The organism is Streptomyces sp. NPDC056600, from assembly GCF_042792855.1.
Lineage (GTDB): Bacteria > Actinomycetota > Actinomycetes > Streptomycetales > Streptomycetaceae > Streptomyces.
In genome coordinates this window covers 157,033-179,583 of sequence record NZ_JBHTVQ010000002.1, presented here as the reverse complement: position 1 = coordinate 179,583, position 22,551 = coordinate 157,033, and the positions used below count along the sequence as shown (strand labels likewise).

General features: G+C 74.6%; 16 protein-coding genes. 4 read left to right on the top strand and 12 right to left on the bottom strand.

The genetic code is table 11. From position 1 onward, the window contains the following. Positions 1–48 precede the first annotated feature (48 nt). Positions 49–2,748 carry an ATP-dependent Clp protease ATP-binding subunit gene (locus ACFRAV_RS02020; protein ID WP_382550548.1) on the bottom strand — a complete coding sequence of 900 codons (2,700 nt, stop codon included), beginning with the start codon at positions 2,746–2,748 and terminating at the stop codon, positions 49–51. Positions 2,749–3,027: 279 nt separating this feature from the next. On the opposite strand from ACFRAV_RS02020, the gene ACFRAV_RS02015 reads away from it, so the two are divergent. Then, on the top strand, positions 3,028–4,497 hold the full coding sequence (locus tag ACFRAV_RS02015) for a hypothetical protein (protein ID WP_382550546.1): 1,470 nt from the start codon (positions 3,028–3,030) through the stop codon (positions 4,495–4,497). Between the two features lie 594 nt (positions 4,498–5,091). Here the strand turns inward: ACFRAV_RS02015 and ACFRAV_RS02010 are convergent. From ACFRAV_RS02010 to ACFRAV_RS01980, 7 genes are all read right to left on the bottom strand, one after another. Further along, complete coding sequence (locus tag ACFRAV_RS02010) at positions 5,092–5,268, bottom strand: MbtH family NRPS accessory protein (RefSeq protein WP_382550543.1); 177 nt, start codon at positions 5,266–5,268, stop codon at positions 5,092–5,094. Further along, positions 5,265–9,194, bottom strand: coding sequence for an amino acid adenylation domain-containing protein (locus ACFRAV_RS02005; protein WP_382550541.1), 3,930 nt, complete (start codon positions 9,192–9,194; stop codon positions 5,265–5,267). Before ACFRAV_RS02005 ends, ACFRAV_RS02010 begins: the two co-directional genes overlap by 4 nt. Beyond that, positions 9,191–9,421, bottom strand: coding sequence for a phosphopantetheine-binding protein (locus ACFRAV_RS02000; RefSeq protein WP_382550539.1), 231 nt, complete (start codon positions 9,419–9,421; stop codon positions 9,191–9,193). Before ACFRAV_RS02000 ends, ACFRAV_RS02005 begins: the two co-directional genes overlap by 4 nt. 8 nt (positions 9,422–9,429) lie before the next feature. Then, positions 9,430–10,074, bottom strand: a complete 645-nt coding sequence (locus ACFRAV_RS01995; RefSeq protein WP_382550537.1) for an isochorismatase family protein — start codon at positions 10,072–10,074, stop codon at positions 9,430–9,432. A gap of 17 nt (positions 10,075–10,091) precedes the next feature. After that, on the bottom strand, positions 10,092–11,786 hold the full coding sequence (locus ACFRAV_RS01990; RefSeq protein ID WP_382550535.1) for a (2,3-dihydroxybenzoyl)adenylate synthase: 1,695 nt from the start codon (positions 11,784–11,786) through the stop codon (positions 10,092–10,094). Further along, positions 11,783–12,982: an isochorismate synthase gene (locus ACFRAV_RS01985; protein WP_382550532.1), complete on the bottom strand. Its 1,200-nt coding sequence runs from the start codon at positions 12,980–12,982 to the stop codon at positions 11,783–11,785. The genes ACFRAV_RS01990 and ACFRAV_RS01985 overlap by 4 nt, the downstream gene beginning before the upstream one ends. Before the next feature lie 82 nt (positions 12,983–13,064). Next, positions 13,065–13,817, bottom strand: a complete 753-nt coding sequence (locus ACFRAV_RS01980; RefSeq protein WP_382550694.1) for a 2,3-dihydro-2,3-dihydroxybenzoate dehydrogenase — start codon at positions 13,815–13,817, stop codon at positions 13,065–13,067. Positions 13,818–14,286: 469 nt separating this feature from the next. Here ACFRAV_RS01980 and ACFRAV_RS01975 point away from each other — a divergent pair, with 469 nt between their 5' ends. The 3 genes from ACFRAV_RS01975 to hydA all read left to right on the top strand — a co-directional run bounded on the left by ACFRAV_RS01975 (position 14,287) and on the right by hydA (position 17,970). Further along, positions 14,287–15,129, top strand: a complete 843-nt coding sequence (locus tag ACFRAV_RS01975; RefSeq protein WP_382550530.1) for a nitrilase-related carbon-nitrogen hydrolase — start codon at positions 14,287–14,289, stop codon at positions 15,127–15,129. Positions 15,130–15,200: 71 nt separating this feature from the next. Next, positions 15,201–16,478: an aspartate aminotransferase family protein gene (locus ACFRAV_RS01970; RefSeq protein WP_382550691.1), complete on the top strand. Its 1,278-nt coding sequence runs from the start codon at positions 15,201–15,203 to the stop codon at positions 16,476–16,478. Positions 16,479–16,572: 94 nt separating this feature from the next. Next, on the top strand, positions 16,573–17,970 hold the full coding sequence (gene hydA / locus ACFRAV_RS01965; protein WP_382550528.1) for a dihydropyrimidinase: 1,398 nt from the start codon (positions 16,573–16,575) through the stop codon (positions 17,968–17,970). A gap of 55 nt (positions 17,971–18,025) precedes the next feature. On the opposite strand, the gene ACFRAV_RS01960 is transcribed toward hydA, so the two are convergent. The 4 genes from ACFRAV_RS01960 to ACFRAV_RS01945 form a co-directional block, all read right to left on the bottom strand. Further along, positions 18,026–19,396: a cytochrome P450 gene (locus ACFRAV_RS01960; protein ID WP_382550526.1), complete on the bottom strand. Its 1,371-nt coding sequence runs from the start codon at positions 19,394–19,396 to the stop codon at positions 18,026–18,028. Beyond that, positions 19,393–20,733 (bottom strand): glutamate dehydrogenase, encoded by a 1,341-nt coding sequence (locus ACFRAV_RS01955; protein WP_382550524.1) that lies wholly within the window; start codon positions 20,731–20,733, stop codon positions 19,393–19,395. The genes ACFRAV_RS01960 and ACFRAV_RS01955 overlap by 4 nt, the downstream gene beginning before the upstream one ends. Continuing rightward, entirely contained in the window at positions 20,730–21,764 is a 1,035-nt protein-coding gene (locus ACFRAV_RS01950; protein WP_382550522.1) for a polyprenyl synthetase family protein, read from the bottom strand. The genes ACFRAV_RS01955 and ACFRAV_RS01950 overlap by 4 nt, the downstream gene beginning before the upstream one ends. Before the next feature lie 281 nt (positions 21,765–22,045). Further along, a complete protein-coding gene (locus tag ACFRAV_RS01945) occupies positions 22,046–22,477 on the bottom strand; it encodes a PaaI family thioesterase (protein WP_382550520.1) in 432 nt (143 codons plus the stop codon). Positions 22,478–22,551: the final 74 nt, after the last annotated feature.

Below are 22,551 nucleotides of genomic sequence, written 5' to 3'. Positions count from 1 at the left end.
CGCCCGGCACGGGCCGGGCGGCGCCTTCGGTCCGAGGACCTGTCGCGGTCAGGACCCCGTTCCGCCGGAGCCGCCGAAGGGCGCCTCCGGCGGCGTGTCCCCGTCCGCGGCGGTCGAGCCGGCGCTCTCCACCCGGAACGCCGGGCGGTCGTTCTCGCCGACCTCCACCACGACCCGCCCACCGCCGGACAGCCGGCCGTCCAGCAGCATCCGGGACAGCTCGTTGTCCACCTCACGCTGGATGGTGCGGCGCAGCGGACGCGCGCCGTACTCCGGCTGGTGGCCGTGGCGCGCCAGCCAGTCCACCGCCTGGTCGGTGAACCGCACCGTGACGTCCTGCGCGTGCAGCCGGCGGCGGGTCCGCTCCAGCATCAGGTCGGTGATCTGCCGCAGCTGCACGTCGGTGAGCTGACGGAACACCACGATCTCGTCGATCCGGTTGAGGAACTCCGGCCGGAAGTGCTGCCGCAGCGGCCGCAGCACCCGCTCCCGGCGCGCCTCCTCGTCCACGGCGGCGTCCGCCGCGGTGAAGCCCAGGGCGCCGCCGCCCCGGACGATCGCCTCGGAACCGAGGTTCGAGGTCATCACGATCACCGTGTTGGTGAAGTCCACGGTGCGGCCCTGGGAATCCGTCAGCCGGCCGTCGTCCAGCACCTGGAGCAGGATGTTGAAGACGTCCGGATGGGCCTTCTCCACCTCGTCGAGCAGCAGCAGCGAGTACGGGTGGCGCCGCACCACCTCGGTGAGCTGACCGGCCTCCTCGTGCCCGACGTAGCCGGGCGGGGCGCCGACCAGGCGGCTCACCGTGTGGCGTTCCTGGTACTCGCTCATGTCGAGCCGGACCATCCGCTCCTCGCTGCCGAACAGCGCCTCCGCCAGCGCCCGCGCCAGCTCCGTCTTGCCGACGCCGGTCGGGCCGAGGAAGAGGAAGCTGCCGATCGGCCGGTCCGGGCCGGCCAGCCCGGCGCGGGCCCGCAGCACGGCGTCCGCGACCACCTTCACGGCCTCGTCCTGGCCCACCACCCGCTCGTGCAGGTGCTCCTCCAGGTGCAGCAGCCGGTCCTTCTCCTCGGCCGTCAGGCTGGCCACCGGGATGCCCGTCTGCCGGGAGACGACCTCGGCGATCGACTCCACGGTCACCACCAGGTTCTGCCCCTCGTCGGGCTGCTCGTCCTGGCCGGCCGCCTCGATGCGCGCGCGGACCTCCTCGATCCGGTCGCGCAGCCGCGTCGCCTCCTCGTACTGCTCGGCGGCGACCGCCTGGTCCTTGTCGCGGGTGAGCTGCTCCGCCTCCCGCTGGAGCGCCCGCACGTCGGTGCCCCGGCCCCGCGAACGCAGCCGGACCCGGGCCCCGGCCTGGTCCATCAGGTCGATCGCCTTGTCGGGCAGGAACCGCTCGGTGAGGTAACGGTCGGAGAGCTCCACCGCCGCCACCAGCGCCTCGTCGGTGTACCGCACCTGGTGGTGCGCCTCGTAGCGGTCGGCGAGGCCGCGCAGGATCTCGATCGCGTCGGCCACCGACGGCTCGGGCACCATCACCGGCTGGAAGCGGCGGGCCAGCGCCGCGTCCTTCTCGATCCTGCGGTACTCCTCCAGCGTGGTGGCGCCCACCACGTGCAGCTCGCCGCGGGCCAGGGCGGGCTTGAGGATGTTGCCCGCGTCCATCCCGCCGCTCTCACCGCCGCCTCCGGCGCCGACCACCGTGTGCAGCTCGTCGATGAAGACGACCAGCTCGTTCGGGTGGGCGCGGATCTCGTCGATGATCCCGTTGAGCCGCTCCTCGAAGTCGCCGCGGTAGCGGGTGCCCGCCACCACGCCGGACACGTCCAGGGCGACCACCCGGCGTCCGGCGAGCACGTCGGGGACGTCGTCGTCCGCGATCCGCTGGGCGAGACCCTCCACGATCGCGGTCTTGCCGACGCCGGCGTCGCCGATCAGTACCGGGTTGTTCTTGCCGCGCCGGGAGAGGACCTCGACGGTCTGCTCGATCTCCTCGTCGCGCCCGATCACCGGGTCGATCCGGCCCTGCCGGGCGAGCTCGGTGAGGTCGCGGCCGTAACGGTCCAGGTTCGGTGTGTTCATGCCGTGCTGGGGCTGCTCGGGATGGCGCCGCACGGCGGTGGAGCCGGCCGGGACCCGGCCGCCCGCGGCGGCCGACGGCTCGGGGCCCTCCGGCGGGGGAGTGGGCGCGAACCGGGCCGTGCCGAGGATGTGGCCGGCCGCCGAGTCGGGGTTCTCGGCCAGCGCGCTCAGGACGTGCTCGGGACCGATGTAGCCGTCGCCGCGGCTGCGGGCCAGCTCGTGCGCGTCCAGCAGGGCGCGCTTGACGGCCGGGGTCATCGCCACCGACGCCGGCGGGGTCTCGTCGCCGGCGGGCGCGGCGGCGCGGCTGTCGATGTCCGCCGCCAGCTCGTCGGGGTCCGCGCCCGAGCGGGCGATCAGGCTGCGGGTCGGCTCGATGGCCAGGGCGGCACGCAGCAGGTGCTCGGTCTCCAGGTCGCGACTGCCGTGCTCGGCGGCGTAGGCGGCCGCGGCGCGGACCAGGTCCTGGGCCGGCCGGCTCATCAGACGGCCGATGTCCACGCGCCGCGGCGGGGCGCCCTCGCCACCGCCCTGGCCCGGGGAGCCGCCGCCGGACCCCCTGGCCGACGGAGCGGGACCGAAGAGTCCGCTGCTGAACAGGCGTGCGAAGAACTCTGCGAAGGGGTCCGAGCCGTAGCCCTGCGGACCCGGGAATCCGCTGGTCATCAGCCATCCGTTTCGGCGCGCCCCCTGTACCGCGCGGGCGCACGAGGTCGACAGTCCGTGCGCCCGCCGGGTGCCCCTGGGGCAGGTGGCTACACCTCGGCCGGACGGTGCCGCCCGCTCGGCGCGCGCGGGCGGCCGGCCGCTCCGGGGCCGTCACCGCCCGCGACCGGAGGATCACGTGGCTCGCGGCGGAAAACTCGGCGTAGTCCGGGCGTAACACGGCTGGTGTTCGCTTCGGACCGGACAGTTCCGGACCCACGGCGGTGAGGGGATCGCGGCATGGTGGTGCAAGAACTCCCGGTGTCGGTAGGGGACTTCGCCGGTTACCTGGGCGGACTCCTGGGCCGCGTCGATCCGCGGGCCGGCTGGTGCGGCGTCTTCTGGCGGCGCGATCCGGACGCCATGCGCGCGTGCGTCGAGGGGCGTGAGGTGCCGCCCTGGGACGTCGTGGAAGACCTGCTGCACGACCTCGCCGCCACCCACGGGGCCCCGGCCGCGGACCTGGAGCGCGGCACCGCCCGTGCCCTGCACGCGCGGGCCGCGGCCGCGTACGACGCGCGGCCGGGAGGACGGGAGGCCCTGCGGGACCGGCTGGAGACCACCCTGCGCGAGGAACGGGAGGCCGCGGAGCGGCTGGAGACGCTCCGGCATCCCGTCGCGCCGGCCGGGGACGCGTGGGCCGCGGAGGCGCTGCGCGCGGACCTGGCGTGGGCGCGGGCCGATCACGAGCGGGCCGTCGCCAGGGCCGCGGAGTTGCGGGACCGGTTGGAGGCCCTGGCCGCGGCGCGGCACGCCTCGTGGGAGACCGGCGGCCCGCAGGGCCTCCCGCTGCGGGGCCTGCCCGCGCAGGGGCGGTACCGGGCGGGGGCGGAGGAGTCCGGACGGCGGCCGGAAGCCGGAGCCGCCGCGCGCGACGCGGAGCCCGCACGGCGGCCGGGTACCGGAGGCGCGTCCGGCCCGGCGGGCGGTGGTGACGGGCCCGGCGAGGAGGCCACGGCCGGCAAGCGGCAGAAGAGGAAGCGGCCTCGTGGCAGTGCCCGGTTCGCCGGGATGCCGGCGGAACCGGAAGCGCCCACCGGCTCCGCGGCGCCGGCTCCACCCGGCGTCCTCGCGCCCGTGCCGGAACCGGCCGCCGACGCGGTGCCGCGGGGCGCGCGGTTCGCGGGCGCCGCCGACCGGCCGGGAGGCGCCCGGCGCGACCTCGCGGAACCGGACGCCGAGGACAGGGCGGCGGTGACCGAGGACGTGGCGCGACTGCTGCGGTTGCGCGGCCAGGGCCGTTCGGGAGAGGCGCACGCGCTGCTGGCGGAGATGGCGCGGTGGCCGGTCTCCCGCCTCCCGCTGGCCGCCGAGCGGCTGGAGGGGGCCGGCGGCGAGGCCGAATGGGCCACGCTGCTGTGGGAGGCGTCGTCCCTGCCCGTGCCGCGTCTGGTGCCGGTCGCCGACGCGCTCGCGGCGGCGGGCCGGCCGGACGACGGGGAGCGGGTGCTGCGGCAGGGGGTGGCCCGTCCCGCCGAGGAGATGGCGGACGCGGTGGCGGCCCTGTGCGACGCGCGGCGCGACAGGGAGGTGCGGCTGCTGATGGACGCGTACGTGCGCACCCGTGTGCCCGCCGAGGCGGCGCGCTGCGCGGCGGGACATCCGGCGCGGATGGTCCCGTTGCTGCTGGAGGCGGCGCGCGGGGTGTCGCAGGACCGCTACTGGGACGTCGTCCACGCGCTGCGGGTCGCGGGCGTACGGGGCGCGTAGCCCCGGCCGACCCGCCCCGTCACGACGCCCCAGGGACGCTCGTGCGGTGCGATGCGGTGCGGATGCCGTGCCGGTACCGGTGGTCGGGCTCCGGCGCCGATGGTCCCGTCGCTGCCGGACGCGGCGCGGAGTCACGCGGGACCGCCGCCAGGACATGGTCCGCGCGCTGCGGGTCGCCGGGATCCAGGGGGCTCAGCCCCGGCCGGCCCGGTCCGTCGGGACGGGCGCGCACGGAGACCCGAGCCGTTGCGGTGCTTGTGCCGCCGTGCCGACGGGAGTGCTGCGGGTGCCCTGCGGACACCGTGCGGTGCCGGTGATGGCGGCGTGGGTGCTGCTGCGGCCGCTGTGCGGGGCCGGTGGTGCGGGTGCCGCTCCGGACGCGGTCCCGGTGCCGACCCGGGCGTCGCCGCGGGTGCCGCGCCGGTCGTGCGGGCGCCGTGCCGCCCGGCTTCCGGCCGGTGCGGCGCGCTCGCCCCCCGCACGACACCGCCGCAGCGTGCGGACTCCCCGCACGGCACCCGCCTTCGGCGTGCGGAACCCGCCTCCCCGCCGACGGCCCGGGCCGCGCCCCGGCAGGGGACGCGGCCCGCGAGGTCACGGCCGGTGGAGGGAGGCCTCGCACTCCTCCCGTGGCGCGGGGCCGAACACCGGGGTCCAGCCGGCCGGGACCTCACGCCAGTCGGGCCACAGCGAGCGTTCCCCGCGGTCGTTGACCAGGACCCAGAACGGCGTCGGGGCGTCGAACGGGGAGGGGATGTCGGTCGCGCTCACGCGTCGAGCTCCTTCAGCCGGGCGGAGACCACCGCGGCCACCGCGTCCAGGTGGCGGCCCTGGGTGATCAGCGGGTGGGTGCAGTCGAGGTCCAGGTTGCGGACCTCGCCGCCGACGTGCGGACGCCAGGACTCCCAGGTCAGCCAGTCCTCCGCGCGCGGGGCCGCCGCGGTGAAGAACAGCAGGTCGCCCTCGTACCGCCGGTGGACGTGCTCACGCATCAGCCGCGCGTTGTGCGGCACGATGTCGACGATCCGGTTCAGCGTGACGTCCGAGAGGCCGCCCAGCGGGCTGCCGAGCCGGGCCAGCGTGGCGACCACGTCGTCCTTGGTCGCCTCCACGGTCCGCTCCAGGCCCGCCATCCGCAGCACCGCGGTGAGCGCGTCGCCCTCCTCCGGCGCGGGCCGCTCCCGCCACTGCTCGGCGGGGAACGCGTCGAGCAGCGCCAGCAGGTCGACCTCCTCGCCGGCCTCCTGCAGCAGCACCGCCATGGTCTGCGCCAGCGCTCCGCCGACCGACCAGCCCATCAGCCGGTACGGCCCGTGCGGCCGCACCGCGCGGATCCGGCCGACGTACTCGGCGGCCAGTTCCTCCAGCGACGCGGGCAGCGGGCCGCCCTCCAGCAGCCCGGGCGCCTGCACGCCGTACACCGGCCGGTCCGGGCCCAGCCGCGCGGGAAGCCCCGCGTAGCACCAGGCGATGCCGCCCGCGGGGTGCACCACGAACAGCGGCGGCAGGTCCCCGTCGGGGCGCAGCGGCAGCACCACGTCCAGCGCGTCCGAGGAAGCCGGACGCGCGCTGTCCAGCCGGGCGGCGAGCGCCGCGGGCGTGGGCGAGGCGAACAGCGAGCCGAGGGTGAGCTCCGCGCCGAACTCCTCGCGGATCCGCCCCACCAGACGGATCGCCAGCAGCGAGGAGCCGCCCAGGTCGAAGAAGGCGTCGTCGGCGCCCACCTCGCCCAGCCCCAGCACCTCGGCGAAGATCCGGGCCATCGCCTCCTCGCGGGCCACCGTCGGCCGGCGGTGGCCGGACCCCTCGTGGACCGGGACCGGCAGGGCGCGGCGGTCCAGCTTGCCGTTGGGTGACAGCGGGAACTCCTCCAGCGCCACCACGGCCGTCGGCACCATGTGCTCCGGCAGGGTCAGCGCCACCGCCTCGCGCACCGCGAGCGGGTCGGCCGCGCCGGTGACGTAGCCGACCAGGCGCTGGTCGCCCGGGCGGTCCTCGCGGACCAGCGCGCAGGCGCCGTCCACCCCGTCCTGGGCGGCCAACGCGGCCTCGATCTCGCCCAGTTCGATGCGCTGGCCGCGCAGCTTCACCTGGTGGTCGGTGCGGCCCAGGTACTCCACCATGCCGTCCGCGCGCCACCGCGCCAGGTCGCCGGTGCGGTACATCCGCTCGCCGGGCGGGCCGAACGGGTCGGCGACGAAGCGTGAGGCCGTCAGCTCCGGGCGTCCCAGGTAGCCGTCGGCCAGCTGGGCGCCGGCCAGGTAGAGCTCGCCGGGGACGCCGGGCGGGCACGGCTGGAGCGCCGAGTCCAGGACGTACAGCCGGGTGTTCCACACCGGGGCGCCGATCGGCACCGGGCCCTCGTCGCCCGGCAGCACCTCGTGGTACGAGACGTCCACCGCGGCCTCGGTGGGGCCGTACAGGTTGTGCAGCCGCACCCCGGGCAGTCGGCCGGCGAAGGCGCGCGCCGTGTCCCTCGGGAGCGCCTCGCCGCTGCAGAACACCTGACGCAGCGTGGAGCCCACCGTGGCGGCCGACGGCTCGGCCAGGAACAGCTGGAGCATCGAGGGCACGAAGTGGCAGGTGGTGACCTTCTCCTCGTTGATCAGCCAGGTCAGGTAGGCCGGGTCCCGGTGGCCGCCGGGCTCGGCCACCACCAGCGTGGCGCCCACCCGCAGCGGCCAGAAGAACTCCCACACCGACACGTCGAAGGAGGCGGGCGTCTTCTGCAGCACCCGGTCGCCGGGGCCCAGCGGGTACGCGTGCTGCATCCAGCGCAGCCGGTTGTCGATCGCCGCGTGCGGCACCACCACGCCCTTGGGACGGCCGGTGGAGCCGGAGGTGTAGATGACGTAGGCCGGGTGCGAGGGTGTCAGCGCCCGGGCCGGGTCGCAGGCCGGGTGGGCGGACAGGTCCAGGCCGTCCAGCACCACCAGCGGGGTCCGCACGCCGGAGGGCAGCCGCCGGGCGTGGTCGGTCACCGCGCACACCGGTGCGGCGTCCTCCAGCATGTCGCTCAGGCGCTGGGCGGGGTAGTCGGGGTCCAGTGGCAGGTAGGCGGCCCCGGCCTTCACCACGGCCAGCAGCGCGGTCACCAGCTCCAGCGAGCGGGGGAGCGCCACCCCGACCACCTTGCCGGGGCCCGCGCCCCGCTCGATCAGGTGGCGGGCCAGCCGGTTGGCGCGGGCGTTGAGCTCGGCGTAGGTGAGCGTCGTGCCGTCGAAGACCAGGGCGGGCGCGTCCGGCGTGCGGGCGGCCTGCGCCTCGATCGGGCCGATCAGCGTGGTCGGCGGGACCTCCCGGGCGGTGTCGTTGAAGTCCCGCACCACCAGGTCGAGTTCGTGCGGCAGAGCCACCGGGTGCGCGGCCGGCGGCAGCATGGGGTCGGCGGCCACCAGACGGTCGAGCAGCGCCAGGAAGCGGTCCTGGTGGAGGGCGACCTCGTCCTCGCCGTACAGCGCCGGGTTGGCGTCGTGGTCGATCTCCAGGCCGTGCCCGTCGGCGCGGTCGTAGATGTTGACCGTCAGGTCCTCCACCGGCCCGGCGGACAGGCTGCGCAGCCGTGCCGGGGAGCCCGCGAAGTCCACCGCGTAGTCGAAGGGCATGGTGTTGACCATCGGCCCCACCAGTGCGCGCTGTTCGCCCAGCAGACCCAGGTCGCGGCGGATGTCCTCGTAGCGGTACCGCTGGTGGCGGCGCGCCGCGCGCAGCGCCAGCACCACCTGGCGCACCAGCGCGGCGAAGGTCTGCCGCGGCTCCACGGAGACCCGCAGCGGCAGCACGTTCATCACCATGCCGGGCACCCGCAGCGCGGCGGAGCCCATGCGCCCCATCAGCGGCACGCCGAGCACCACCTCCTGACGGTGGGTGGCGCGGGCGGTGTAGAGCGCCTGCGCGGCGATCACCACCTCGGGCCAGGTGGCCTTCAGCGCGGCCGCGGTCTCCCGCAGCCGGCCGGTGGCCTCGGGGGAGAGATGGGCGGTGCGGCGCACGAAGGTCCGCGAGGGCTGCGCGCCGCGCCCGGCCAGGTGCGGGGCCTCGGGACGGTCGGCCAGCAGCTGCGACCAGTGCGCGCGGTCGGTCTCCAGCGCCTCGCCGGAGCGGTACTCCAGGTCGGCGGCGACCAGCTCGGCCAGCGGCCGGAAGGCCGTCGCGGGCGGCTCCTCGCCGCGGGCGAAGGCGGTGTACGCCTCCGCGGTGCGGCGGCCCAGCAGGGTGTAGCCGTAGCCGTCCATCACCAGGTGGTGGATCCGCTGGTACCACAGCCAGCGCTCGTCCCCGGTGCGCAGCAGCGCCTGCGTGAACAGCGGGTCCGCGCCGCCGAGGTCGAACGGACGCGCCAGATCGGCGCGCATCCACTCCTCGGCCCGCGCGGCCGGGTCGTCGGCGTCCCTGAGGTCGAGCACCTCGAAGGGCAGCTCGACCTCCTCCAGGACGCGCTGGCGCGGCCCCTGCGGCGTCTCCACGAGGCGCACGCGCAGCGCGTCCGCCTCCTTCACGACCAGCCGCAGGGCACGGGCGAAGAGGTCCGGGTCCAGCGGGCCCTCGATCTCGGCGCACTCGGCCGTGTTCAGCGCGGGACTGGCGGGATCCAGCGCCTGCGCGTACCACATGCCCGACTGCGCCGCGGTGAGCGGGAGTTCGGCGGGGGAGTCCCCGGGGTGTGCTCCGGTGGGGGCGGGCGTGGCGACGGTCATGAGGCCGCCCCCAGCAGCCGCGCCCAGGCCTCGACGGCGGGCTGCTCCGCGAGGTCGGCGAAGTCGGCGCCGACGCCGTGGTCGCGGCGCCAGCCCTCGAGCAGCGTCATGATGCGGACCGAGTCGAGGCCATGGTCCACGAGGTTCTCGTCCACCGGGATCTCGGCGGGGTCCTCGCCGAGGCAGTCGGCGACGTCGGCGTGGATCTGGTGCAGGGTGAGGGCCATCGCGCGGATCAGTCCTTCTCGGTCAGCGCGCCCAGCAGCGCGTCGGTGGTGGTGACGGCCGCGCAGCGGCCGGCGGCCCAGCGCAGGGCCATGTCGTGGTCGGCGCGGCTGAAGTCGGCGACGGCGTCGGCGACCAGGTGGGCGCGGATGTCGCGCTGCCAGGCGTCGGCCGCGCTCATCAGCACGCCGATGTGGGCGTAGACGCCGGTGACGATCAGCTCGTCGCGCCCCCACCCGGCCATCAGCTCGGCCAGCTCGGTGCGGACGAAGGCGCTGTACTTCCACTTGCGCAGCAGCGTGTCGCCAGGCGCGGGCGCCACGATCTCCGGTGTGCTCAGCTTCTCGGGGTCGTCGGCGACGCCCGGCCCCCAGAAGTCCAGCTGGAGGCCGCGCTCCTCGGGCGTCTGGCCGCCCTTCTGCGCGGAGTACACGACCGGCACGCCCGCCGCGCGGGCGGCGGCGAGCAGCCGGGCGGTGTTGGCGAGCATGCCGGTCAGCGGCTGCTCACCGGCCGGGAAGGACCCGAGGAAGTGGTGCTGCAGGTCGTGCACGAGCAGCACGGCGCGGCGGGGGTCCGCCGTCCAGGAGACCCGGCCTGCGGGCAGCTCGTCCGGTGTGGGCAGCGGGTAGGGGGCGATGGCGGGAAGTGCCATGGAACGTCGAGGGCCTTTCACTGATCCTGGGCGGAGTCCGCGGCTGCCCGCAGCCCCTTCTTGCTGACCTTGCCGACACCGGTCTGCGGGAACTCGTCGACGAACTCGACGAGGTCGGGCACCTTGTAGGCGGCGATGCCCTGCTCGCGCACGAAGCGCTTGACCGCGACGGACTTCAGCGGCTCGGCGTCCTTGCGCAGGACGACGTAGGCGAGGCTGCGCTCGCCGAGGTACTCGTCGGGAACGGCGACCACGGAGACGTCGTGGACCGAGGGGTGGCGCAGGATGACGTTCTCCACCTCCTCCGGGGCGATCTTCTCGCCGCCGCGGTTGATCTGGTCCTTGGCGCGGCCCTCGACGACCAGGTGGCCGGTCGGGGTGCGGCGCACGATGTCGCCGGTGCGGTAGAAGCCGTCCTCGGTGAAGGAGCGCCGGTTGTGCTCGGGAGCCCGCCAGTAACCCCGGATGGTGTACGGGCCGCGGGTCAGCAGGTGCCCGAACTCGCCCTCGGCGACGTCCTGGTCGTTGTCGTCGACGATGCGGATCTCGTCGTCGGGGGAGATGGGCAGCCCCTGGGTGGAGACGATCGTCTCCAGCGGGTCGTCAAGACGGGTGTAGTTGACCAGTCCCTCGGCCATGCCGAAGACCTGCTGGAGGCGGCAGCCGAGGGCCGGCTCGAAGCGCCGGGCCGCCGCCTCACTGAACTTGGCGCCGCCCACCAGCACCGACCGCAGGCTGGAGAGGTCGTGCGAGGCGGCCGCGGCAGCGTCGGTCCAGACGATCGCCAGCGGCGGGACCAGACCGGTCATGGTGATCCGCTCCCGCTCGATCAGCGGGAAGGTGGTGGCCGGGTCGGTGTTCGGGGACAGCACCACGGTGCCGCCCGCGTAGAACACGCCCAGCCAACCCGGCGAGCTGACGGGGAAGTTGTGGGCGGCGGGCAGCACCACCAGGAACCGGGTGCCGGTGTCCACGGCGCAGATCTCGTTGGAGCCCCACACCGAGTACAGGTAGTCGTCGTGGGTGCGGGGGATCAGCTTGGGCACCCCGGTGGTACCGCCGGACAGCTGCAGGAAGGCCAGCTCGTGCGGCTCGGGGCCCTCCGGCAGGCCGGCCGGATCGCCGTCCACCTCGGCCAGCGGCGTGTGCTCCCCGGCCTCGCCGACGACGAACACCTCGCGCAGCGTGGGCACTTCGCTCTTCACCAGGGTGGCGAGCGCCGCGTGGTCGAAACCGGCGTGCCGGTCGACGGTGACGTAGGCGACGGCCTCGGTGAAGGAGCAGAAGTAACGGATCTCGCTCTCGCGGTGCGCGGGCAGCGCGAACACCGGCAGGGCGCCGATCCGGAACAGCGCCATGATCACCTGGAGGAACTCGGCGGTGTTCGGCAGCTGCACGACCACCCGGTCGCCCTTGGCGATCCCGCGGTCCGCGAACCCGGCCGCCAGCCGGTCGACCGCCCCGTCCAGCTCGCGGTACGTCCAGGACCGGCGGGCCGGGGCCGGGTCCACCAGGGCCTCGTGGTCGGGGAGTCGCTCCGCGCGCTCGCGCAGCACGCCGCCGATGGTCTCGCCCCGCCAGTGGCCGGCGGCGCGGTAGCGGTCGGCGAACTCCGCCGGCCAGGTCGGCGCGTCGACGCCCGGCGTGGTGGCCGGCCGCGCGGTGGCGGGCTGCGTGCCGGCGGGCTGACGGGCGTCGGTCTCGGTGCTCACAGAGCGGCTCCCACGGCGTTCAGGAAGGTACGGAACTTGGCGGCGGTCTCGGCGGTCTCCGCCTCGGCGGAGGACGCCCCCACGATGCCCGCTCCGGCGAACAGCCGCAGCAGCGCGCCTTCGGCCTCCGCGCAGCGGATGGTGACCACCCATTCGCCGTCGCCGGAGGCGTCCTGCCAGCCGACCATGCCGGTGTAGGCGCCGCGGTCGAAGGGCTCGTACCCGGCGATCACCTCACGGGCCAGGCCGGTGGGGGTGCCGCAGACCGCGGGCGTCGGGTGCAGGGAGGAGGCCAGGTCGAGGGCGGTGGTCCCCGGGTCGGCCAGCTCGCCGGTGACGGTGGTGGACAGGTGCCACATGGCCGCGGTGTTGACCAGGGTGGGGTGCTCGGGCACCTCGATGCGGGAGCAGAACGGGGCCAGCGCCTCACGCACCGCCTCCACCACCACCGCGTGCTCGTGCAGGTCCTTCGGTGACTCCAGCAGACTGTGGGCGCGCCGCACGTCCTCGGCGAGGTCGGTGGAGCGCGGCAGGGAACCGGCCAGCGGGTTGGCGGTCAGAGTGGCCCCGCGGCGCGAGACCAGCAGCTCGGGGCTGGCGCCGACCAGGGTGCGGCGCGGGCCGGTGGGCACCGCGAAGGTGTAGCCGCCGGGGTCGCGGCGGGCCAGCCGGCGCAGCATCAGCGGGAGGTCGGGCTCCTGACCGCAGGTCAGCTCCAGGGTGCGCGCCAGCACCACCTTGTCGAACTCCCCGGCGCGGATGCGGGCCGCGGCGTCGGCGACCGCCCGGCCGTACTCGGCGCCCGAGGGCACCTCGCGCACCTGCCAGTCCCGGCGCGGGCCGTCGGCCACCGGCAGGGCGATCAGCGGGTCCTCGACCAGCGCGGGCGCGGTGCGCAGCGAGGCGGGCACCGCCAGGGCGGGCGGCGCGTCCGGGGAGAACGGCACCGAGCCCATGACGACCGCGCCGGGGTCCCCGGTGCGCTCCGGGGCGTCGGCGAGGACCTCGCGCACACGCTCGGTCAGCGGGCGGGCGTCGTGCGGGACGCGGACCGCGACGCCCTCGCCGAGCAGGGTGCGGCGCGGGGTGGCGAGGAAGCGGTCGCCGGGACGGTAGGCGTCCAGCAGCGCGGTCGCCGCGCCGAGGACGGCGGGCGGAGCGGGAAGGACCGTGGACGCTCGCAGGGGGGCGGTCATCACTTCTCCAGTTCGTCGGGCGGGGGCGGGTGCGCCCTCGCTGGGTTCCCGGGGGTGTCGGGGAGGGGCGGTCGGTCGGGGCCTAGGCGCGCAGGGTGGCTCCGCCGTCGACGTACAGGTCGTGCATCGTGATGTGCCGGGCGCGGTCGGAGGCGAGGAACACGACGGCCTCCGCGACGTCCTCGGGGTCGGCGATCCGCCCCAGCGGTATCCCGGTGCGGTGGGCGGCGAGGTCGCCCTCCACCACCCGGCGCGCGGCGGCCTCGGCGTCGCCGCCGGCCCACATCCCGCGCTGCATGTCGGTCATGGTGGAGCCGGGGGAGACGGTGTTGCAGCGCACCCCCCGCGCGGCGACCTCCAGGCCCAGGCACTTGGTGAACATCACGGTGGCCGCCTTGGACGCGGCGTAGGCGGCGAGCCCGGCGCGCGGTATGCCGGCCGCGTTGGAGGCGACGGTGACGATGCTGCCGCGGCCGCGCCCCGTCATCCGCCGGGCGGCGGCCCGCGAGACGTGGAAGACGCCCGTGGTGTTCACGGCGAAGTGGGCGTCCCACTTCTCGTCCGTCAGATCGACCACGGGGGAGGACCACAGCACCCCGGCGACGTTCACCACGACGTCCAGCGGGCCCAGGGCGTCCTCGGCGTGCGCGACGGCGGCGTCCACGGCCGCGGCGTCCCGGACGTCCAGCGCCAGCGAGGTGACCCGGCCGTCGTGCGCCGCGGCGAGCTTCTTCACCTTCGGGGCCTTGAGATCCGTGGCCAGCACCCGGGCGCCCCGGGCGGCCAGCGCCCGCACCACGGCCTTGCCGATGCCCCGTGCCGCGCCGGTCACCAGCGCGGTCCGTCCGGCGAACTCCTGCGCGCCAGGGGCTCCGGGATCCGGGAGAGCGGGTACGTGGGAGGCGGCGGACGGGTGAGGCACTGGAGACTTCCTTCTTCCCGGGGACGGGCCGCCCGGGCGGCAGTTGTCCCCGGTGGAGCGTGCGCAGGGGTCACCACCGCCGCGGACAGCGCAACGAAAGTAAGGTTAGGCTAACCAATGTTCTTGTGGGAAGAGCGCGCGGGTGCCTGATCCGGCCGTTCCGCGTCGGGCGGGCCTTTCGGGGGCTGGCCCGCAAGGGTGGTGATGTGCGGTGACTCGACGGCTTTGCCGGGATGGTCTTGGCAACGCCCCCGGGGCGTCCTAAGTTCGAGATTCCGGCGGTCGCGGCCGCCCCGGCAGCCCGACCCCGTCCGCCTTGCTCCCGCCCAGCGGTGAGTCCCCGCACCAGAGGCCCTCTGACGTTCCGTCGAAGGAGCAGCTCGTGGCCCACGTCGTACGCGCAGCCCTGGTCCAGGCCACCTGGACCGGCGACACCGAGTCCATGATCGCCAAGCACGAGGAACACGCCCGTGAGGCGGCCCGGCAGGGCGCCAAGGTCATCGGCTTCCAGGAAGTCTTCAACGCCCCCTACTTCTGCCAGGTCCAGGACCCGGAGCACTACCGGTGGGCCGAACCCGTCCCCGACGGCCCCACCGTGACCCGGATGCGGGCCCTCGCCCGCGAGACCGGCATGGTCGTCGTGGTGCCGGTCTTCGAGGTCGAGCAGAGCGGCTTCTACTACAACACCGCGGTCGTCGTCGACGCGGACGGGACGGTCCTGGGCAAGTACCGCAAACACCACATCCCGCAGGTCAAGGGATTCTGGGAGAAGTACTACTTCAAGCCGGGCAACCTGGGATGGCCGGTCTTCGACACCGCGGTCGGCAAGGTCGGCGTCTACATCTGCTACGACCGGCACTTCCCCGAGGGCTGGCGCCAGCTCGGCCTCAACGGCGCCCAGCTCGTCTACAACCCGTCCGCCACCTCACGCGGGCTGTCCGCCTACCTGTGGCAGCTGGAGCAGCCCGCCGCCGCGGTCGCCAACGAGTACTTCGTCGCCGCCATCAACCGGGTCGGCCGGGAACCCTACGGCGACAACGACTTCTACGGCACCAGCTACTTCGTCGACCCGCGCGGCCAGTTCGTCGGCGACGTGGCCAGCGACAAGGAGGAGGAACTCGTCGTGCGCGACCTCGACCTCGGCCTCATCGAGGAGGTCCGGCAGCAGTGGGCCTTCTACCGCGACCGGCGGCCCGACGCCTACCAGGGGCTGGTGCAGCCGTGACGGCGACGGACGAGACGACGGCGGACGGGGCGGCCCCGGCCGCCGCCGGCGAGGACCAGGACCCGGCCGGACTGCTCGGACGGCACCGGGCCGTGCTCCCCGACTGGCTGGCCCTCTACTACGACGACCCGCTGGAGATCGTCCAGGGGGAGGGGCGCCGCGTCAGGGACGCCCAGGGCCGCGAGTACCTCGACTTCTTCGGCGGCATCCTCACCACGATGACCGCCCACGCCCTCCCCGAGGTCGCCAAGGCGGTCACCGAACAGGCCGGCCGGCTGCTCCACTCCTCCACGCTCTACCTCAACCGGCCGATGGTCGAACTCGCCGAGCGCATCGCCCGGCTGTCCGGCATCCCCGACGCCCGGGTCTTCTTCACCACCTCCGGCACCGAGGCCAACGACACCGCGCTGCTCCTCGCCACCACCCACCGGCGCAGCAACCAGATCCTGGCCATGCGCAACAGCTACCACGGCCGGTCCTTCTCCACCGTCTCCGTCACCGGCAACCGGGGCTGGTCGCCGACCTCGCTGTCCCCGCTGCAGACCCTCTACGTCCACGGCGGCGTCCGCCACCGCGGGCCCTACGCACACCTGGACGACGAGGCGTTCACCGCCGCCTGCGTCGCCGACCTGCGCGACCTGCTCGGCCACGTCCGCGCCCCCGCCGCGCTGATCGCCGAACCCGTGCAGGGCGTCGGCGGGTTCACCTCCCCGCCGGACGGGCTGTACGCCGCGTTCCGTGAAGTCCTCGCCGAACAGGGGGTGTTGTGGATCGCCGACGAGGTGCAGACCGGCTGGGGCCGCACCGGCGACCACTTCTGGGGCTGGCAGGCACACGACCGCAACGGCCCGCCCGACATCGTCACCTTCGCCAAGGGCATCGGCAACGGCATGTCGGTCGGCGGCGTGATCGCCCGCGCCGAGATCATGAACTGCCTCGACGCGAACTCCATCTCCACCTTCGGCGGCACCCAGATCACCATGGCCGCCACCCTCGCCAACCTCGACCACCTGCTCCAGCACGACCTCCAGGGCAACGCCCGACGGGTCGGCGGCCCCCTCCTGGAGCGGCTGCGCACCGCCTGCTCCGCGCTGCCCGGCGTGCGCGAGGTCCGGGGGCGCGGACTGATGATCGGCATCGAACTCGTCCGGCCCGGCACCGACCTGGCCGACCCCGAGGCGGCCGCGGCCGTCCTGGAGGGCGCCCGCGCGGAAGGCCTCCTCATCGGCAAGGGCGGCGGCCACGACACCAGCGCGCTGCGCATCGCCCCGCCGCTGTCCCTCACGGCCGCCGAGGCGGAGGAGGGAGCGGCGATCCTCGAGCGGGTCCTGCGCCGGGTCGCGGGGTGACACCCGGGGCCTCGCGCCCCGCCGCCCGCACGGTCACCGACCGGCGCCCCGGCCCCGCTCGAGGGGGTGCCCCCACGGAAGGAGAGGCACAGCCATGTCCCGCACCGTGATCCGCGGCGGCCTCGTCGTCACCGCCTCCGACGAGATGCACGCCGACGTCCTGATCGAGGACGGCCGCGTCGCCGCCCTCGCCGCCACCGGCACCTCCGCCGCCGCGTCCTGGACCGCCGACCGCACCCTGGACGCCACCGACCGGTACGTGCTCCCGGGCGGCGTCGACGCCCACACCCACATGGAGATGCCGTTCGGCGGCACCTACTCCTCCGACACCTTCGAGACCGGCACCCGTGCCGCCGCCTGGGGCGGCACCACCACCATCGTGGACTTCGCCATCCAGACCGTCGGCCACACCCTGCGCGAAGGGCTCGACACCTGGCACTCCAAGGCGGAGTCACGGTGCGCCGTCGACTACGGCTTCCACATGATCGTCTCGGACGTCAACGACCGCACGCTCGAGGAGATGGACCGCCTGGTGGAGGAGGGGGTCACCTCCTTCAAACAGTTCATGGCCTACCCCGGCGTCTTCTACTCCGACGACGGGCAGATCCTGCGCGCCATGCAACGGGCCGCCGCCAACGGCGGACTGATCATGATGCACGCCGAGAACGGCATCGCCATCGACGTCCTGGTCGAGCAGGCACTCTCCCGCGGCGAGACCGACCCCCGCTTCCACGGCGAGGTCCGCAAGGAACTGCTGGAGGCCGAGGCCACCCACCGGGCCGTCCGCCTGGCCGAGGTGGCCGGAGCCCCGCTGTACGTCGTGCACGTCTCCGCGGCGAAGGCGGTGGCCGAACTGGCCCGCGCGCGTGACGAGGGCCTGCCCGTCTTCGGCGAGACCTGTCCGCAGTACCTCTTCCTGTCCACCGACAACCTGGCCGAGCCCGGCTTCGAGGGCGCCAAGTACGTCTGCTCCACGCCGCTGCGCCCCCGCGAGCACCAGGCGGCGCTGTGGCGCGCCCTGCGCACCGACGACCTGCAGGTCGTCTCCACCGACCACTGCCCGTTCTGCTTCACGGGCCAGAAGGACATGGGGCGCGGCGACTTCAGCAAGATCCCCAACGGCATGCCCGGCGTCGAGCACCGCATGGACCTGCTGCACCAGGCCGTCGTCGACGGCCACCTCACGCGCCGCCGCTGGATCGAGATCGCCTGCGCCACCCCGGCGCGGATGTTCGGCCTCTACCCGAGGAAGGGCACCCTGGCGCCCGGCGCGGACGCCGACGTCGTGATCTACGACCCGCACGCCGAGCAGGTCCTCTCGGCGGACACGCACCACATGAACGTCGACTACTCGGCCTACGAGGGACGGCGGATCACCGGACGCGTCGAGACGGTGCTCTCCCGCGGGGTGCCCGTGATCCAGGACGGCGCGTACGTGGGGCGCGCCGGGCACGGGATGTACGTACCCCGAGGTCTCTCGCAGTACTTGTGACGTCCGGCGCCCGAAGCCGGTCGGCCGGTCGGCCGGTCGGCCGGTCCGGGCCCTGTCACTCCGCGGAGGACGCGCCGGGAGTCCGGGGCGCCGTACGGGGCTGCGCCCGCATGCGGAGATCGCGTGGCCTCAAGGTCATGGCGACGGCGGGGCGCCTTCCGGCGCCCGGCAGGTGAACCAGTCGCCAGCGGGCGGTGACGGTCGCGAGGGCGAGGACGGCCTCGGTCGTGGCGAAGGTGTCGCCGATGCATTTGCGGGCGCCCGCCGCGAAGGGAATGAGGGCGTGCCGGGGCGGCTGAGGGCGCCCGGGATCCCAGCGGTCGGGATCGAAGGTCCCGGGACGGTCGTACAGGTCGGGCCTGTGATGGATCAGGTAGGCGCTGTAGGCGACGGTGGTGCCGGCCGGCAGCGGATGCCCGCCCAGTTCGGTGTCGGCGGAGACCGAACGAGTGACGAACCAGCCCGGCGGCCGCAGCCGTAGGGTTTCGGTGACGACCCGTTCGGTCAACGTCAGACCGGGCAGGTCCGCGTGGGTGGCGGCGGCACCACCCAGCACCGCGTCGACCTCGGCGTGGACCCGCCGCTCCAGGTCGGGATGCCGGGCCAGCAGGTCCAGCGCCCAGCTCACGGTGGCCGCCGTGGTCTCCGTCCCGGCCAGGAAGAACGCGATCGTCTGGTCGCTGATCTCCGCGCCGCTCAGGCCCGGGCCGCCCTTCTCGGGGTCGCGGGCCGCGATCAATGCCGAGAGCAGGTCGCCACGGTCGGTGCCCTCCGCGAGACGCCGGGCGACGATCCGGTCGAGGGTGTCGCGCAGGCGGGCACGGGCCCGCAGGTAGGAACGGTTGCGTGGGGTGGGGATCCGGTCCAACGGGGGAACCATCAGCATGCGGCGGCCCATGCCGTTGATGACGGTGGTGACGTCGTCGACGATCCGGCCGAGCTCGGCCGAGGGCAGCGTGCGGGAGAAGAAGGCGGCAGCCGCGGCCTGGGAGGCGATCGCCATCATCTCGGTGGAGACCTGCAGGACCTGTCCCGCCCGCCAGGCAGCGGTGCGCTCGTCGATGCGGCCCGTCATGGTGTCCGCGTAACCGCGGAGACGGGCAGGGTGGAAGGCCGGCTGGATCATGCGCCGCTGCCGGCGGTGCGCGCTGTGCGGACAGGTGGGGAGCCCGTTGCCCGCCACTTCCCGCGCACGGTTGTAGACGGGACCACCCTTGTCGAAGACGCGGTCACCGACGAGGACCTGCCGGGTCAGTTCCGCGTCGCAGACCACGACGACGGTGAGCGGCCCCAGCCGGATGCGGACCAGGTCCCCGTGGGCGGGCAGGGAGGTCAGGAACGCCAGCGGGTCCCGTAGCAGCCGCACCAGGTGACCCACCAGAGGAAGCGCGCCGGGGGCGGAGGGGATGGCCCGCACGTCGTTCACCCTCGGCTCCGGTCCCGCACGGACGGGTCATCGGCCGGCAGACCTCCGGGGGCCGAGGCCGAGGCGGTGACGGGCAGCGCCTGCCACCACCAGCCGATACCCGGGATGTCCGGGGGCGCGCCGGTGGCGCCGGGAGTGTCCGCGACGGGGCTCGTCGCCACACGCACGGCGCCGGGGTGGTGGCCGTCGGGGTCGGTGTAACGGCCCGCCCTGACGCCCCATTCGTAGTTGCCGCGGACGAGGCAGGTCAGGTTGGACAGGTAGCGGCGCAACGGCTCGGAAGCGGTCGGCCGGACGAGGTCGCGGACCTCGACGAAGCGGGCCAGGACGCGGTCGCGCAGGGCGACGGCCTCTCCCAGGGCGTCCTGTCGGGTACACCCGGGCCGGGCCTGGTGGAGGCCGACCAGATTCAGGGCGGGCCCCGCCCCGGCCGGCTGCCGGTCGGCGTACCAGAGTTCCTTGCCGTAGGAGAACAGGTCGTCGTCGAGGGCGGCGACCATGGCGGCCATCTCGGTGAGCGCGTGCACGGCCGGGGCGTTGATCTCCTGGTCGGGGATGTCGTCGGCCTCGCTGACCTGGAACCAGGCGAGGGTCGGGAATCCGGCGACGTACAGGAGGCGGGTGCAGAGGTAGTCGTTGAGACCGGGCAGCAGGCGCTGCTGACGGGCCGCGCGTTCCCAGGCCACGCCGAGGTACCAGGAGAGGTGCGCGTCCACCAGGCGGCGACGCTGGGTGGGGGAGGCCAGCCGGTGCAGCCGCTCGGCCAGCTCCACCACCGGTCCGGTGAAGGGATTCTCCGGCGCGAGCAGGCCTGCCGTCGGGCTCTCCAGAGTGCGGATGACGCGCACGGCCAGGTCCAGGAAGGAGAAGGCGTCCTCCGGGGACTCCTCGTCGCAGGCGAAGTCGTCGAAGACGAACATCGTGTACGTCCAGTCCACGGCCATCTGGAGCCGCTCCGTGTCGGCGTCGGGGCAGTTGCCCGCGAAGAACAACGCGGATCGGGTGCCCGTCACCCGCTCACGGCGTCCGGGTCCGCGGCACAGCCCGTGCCGCTCCATGAAGGCCAGGCCCTGCTCCTCGAGGAGCTCGACCTGCGAGTGACGGCGCCAGGGCATGGGGAAGTACATCGCCGGCAGGTGGATCACGATGTCCGGCCCGACGTCCGAGCCGGCTCCGGACACGTCGCGGGAATCCGGGTCGCAGGGGGAGGCGTGCTCGGCGTGCTCGGTGAAGTCGGCGTGCTCGGTGAAGTCGGTGTGCTCGGCCACGGTGCTCTCCTCCGCCGGGGTGCGGTCGTGTGCGGCGCGGGACGCGTCCCTGCGTCGACGCCGGGTCATGCCGTGCGCTCCACGACGCCGTGCAGCAACTGCCTTGCGGCCTCCGCCGCAGGTGCCGGCAAGGCCGCGTCGGCCAGGGCCTGGAGTGCCTGCCGGCGGCGCAGCCGGATCATGTCCTCGACAGCCTCCGCGGCTCCGGTCTCCCGCAGGACGCGACGAACCCGCTCCGCCCCGTGCTCGTCGAGTTCCGGCCGACCTGTCAGGGTGTCCAGGACGAGCCGTTGTGCGATGTCCGCCCGTTGGTACCCCAGAGCCGGCAGGACCGTCGGCTTGGCCTGACGGAGATCGTCCAGCACCGGCTTCCCGGTCCGCTCGGACGCACCGAAGACGCCCAGCAGATCGTCACGCAGCTGGAAGGCCTCCCCGGCCGGGAGGGCGAAGGCGCTCAACGCCGCGCGCAGTCCCTCCCCGGCTCCGGCCAGGGCGGCGCCCAGGTGCAAGGGCCGTTCGAACGTGTACTTCGCCGTCTTGTAGCGCGCTGTCCGCAGGGCCGCCGCGACCCCGCCGCGCACGTTCACGCGCGTGGTCAGATCGAGGTACTGGCCGTGGACGACCTCCGTGCGCATCACGTCGATCACCGGCAGCACCGCGGCCAGCTCGGCGGGGGACAGGCCCGCCGTGTGCAGGAGCTCGTCGGACCACGCCAGCGCCAGGTCCCCTGCCACGATGGCCGCCCCCGTCCCCAGGGCCTCGCGAGCCGGGTGGCCGGGGTGACGCGCCGCCACGGCCCGGTGCACGGTCGGCGCCCCGCGGCGCAGGTCGCTGCGGTCCATGACGTCGTCGTGGATCAACGTGAAGGCGTGGAACAGCTCCAGCGACGCCGCCGTCCGCAGCACGACGTCGGAGACCGCCGACTTCCCGCCGGCGTGCCGGCCCACCACGCACATCATCGGACGCAGCCGTTTGCCGCCGCGGGTGACGTAGTCGCGCACGTCCTCGGCGAGGTCGAACGTCCCCTCGGCCTCCGCTCCGGCACCGTGAAGGCGCGAGCCGAAGAACTCGTCCAGCACCGCGTCGACCCTCGATCGCACAGCGTGGATGTCTGACGCCGATGCCCCGGACGGGCCAGCGGTTTCCACCACACTCCCACCTCGCAGACCCCGAAACCGGCCGCCCCCACCATGCCGTCCGGCCGGCGACCGGCCCAACGGAGTCGCACCGGCGCACGGGAGCGTCGGGGGTGCGGCAGGTGGCGAACAGCGCGGAAGCGGGAGCGGGGCGCACGGCGCCGGACCGGAGCGGGACCGGCACCACAGGATGCGCCGGCCGCCCCGGCCTACGAAGGGCGGCGCACCACCGGAGGGGGGAGCGGTCAGCCCTCCGCGCGCGGCGCCGTCACCGAGACGGAGCCCTGGGCGACGGCGCACAGGGACTCCGTGCCGTCGGCCGCCACGACGACGAGGTCGCACCGGGTGACCACCCGGCTGCGGCCGGCGCGTACCACTTCGGCCTCGGCCCGCAGCAGGACACCGTCCGCGGGGCGCAGGTAGTCGATGGTGAACCCGGCGGTCAGCACTCCGGTCCCCACCGCGGCGCCCGCCGCGAAGGTGAGGGCGTTGTCCGCCGCGTAGGCCAGCACCCCGCCGTGCAGGATGCCGTTCTGCTGGCGCAACTCGTCGCGTACGTCCACCTCCAGGGTCGCCCGCCCGTCCGCGAATGCGGTCAGGCGTGCGCCGACCAGCGCGTTGAAGGGCTGGGCGGCGAGGACCTTCTGTCCCAGGGCCAGGCCGGGGTCGGCGTCCATGCGTGCCTCCGTGGGGTGCGGGCTCCGTGGCTTCCGTGATGTCGGGTGCCGACGATGGTGGCCGCCGTCGGGGG

What these genes read in the sequence shown, in the direction of transcription:
- ACFRAV_RS02020 (WP_382550548.1), bottom strand. Translation starts at nt 2,748, where the DNA reads ATGACCAGCGGATTCCCGGGTCCGCAGGGCTACGGCTCGGACCCCTTC.
- ACFRAV_RS02015 (WP_382550546.1), top strand. Translation starts at nt 3,028, where the DNA reads ATGGTGGTGCAAGAACTCCCGGTGTCGGTAGGGGACTTCGCCGGTTAC.
- ACFRAV_RS02005 (WP_382550541.1), bottom strand. Translation starts at nt 9,194, where the DNA reads ATGACCGTCGCCACGCCCGCCCCCACCGGAGCACACCCCGGGGACTCC.
- ACFRAV_RS02000 (WP_382550539.1), bottom strand. Translation starts at nt 9,421, where the DNA reads ATGGCCCTCACCCTGCACCAGATCCACGCCGACGTCGCCGACTGCCTC.
- ACFRAV_RS01995 (WP_382550537.1), bottom strand. Translation starts at nt 10,074, where the DNA reads ATGGCACTTCCCGCCATCGCCCCCTACCCGCTGCCCACACCGGACGAG.
- ACFRAV_RS01985 (WP_382550532.1), bottom strand. Translation starts at nt 12,982, where the DNA reads ATGACCGCCCCCCTGCGAGCGTCCACGGTCCTTCCCGCTCCGCCCGCC.
- hydA (WP_382550528.1), top strand. Translation starts at nt 16,573, where the DNA reads ATGTCCCGCACCGTGATCCGCGGCGGCCTCGTCGTCACCGCCTCCGAC.
- ACFRAV_RS01955 (WP_382550524.1), bottom strand. Translation starts at nt 20,733, where the DNA reads ATGACCCGGCGTCGACGCAGGGACGCGTCCCGCGCCGCACACGACCGC.
- ACFRAV_RS01945 (WP_382550520.1), bottom strand. Translation starts at nt 22,477, where the DNA reads ATGGACGCCGACCCCGGCCTGGCCCTGGGACAGAAGGTCCTCGCCGCC.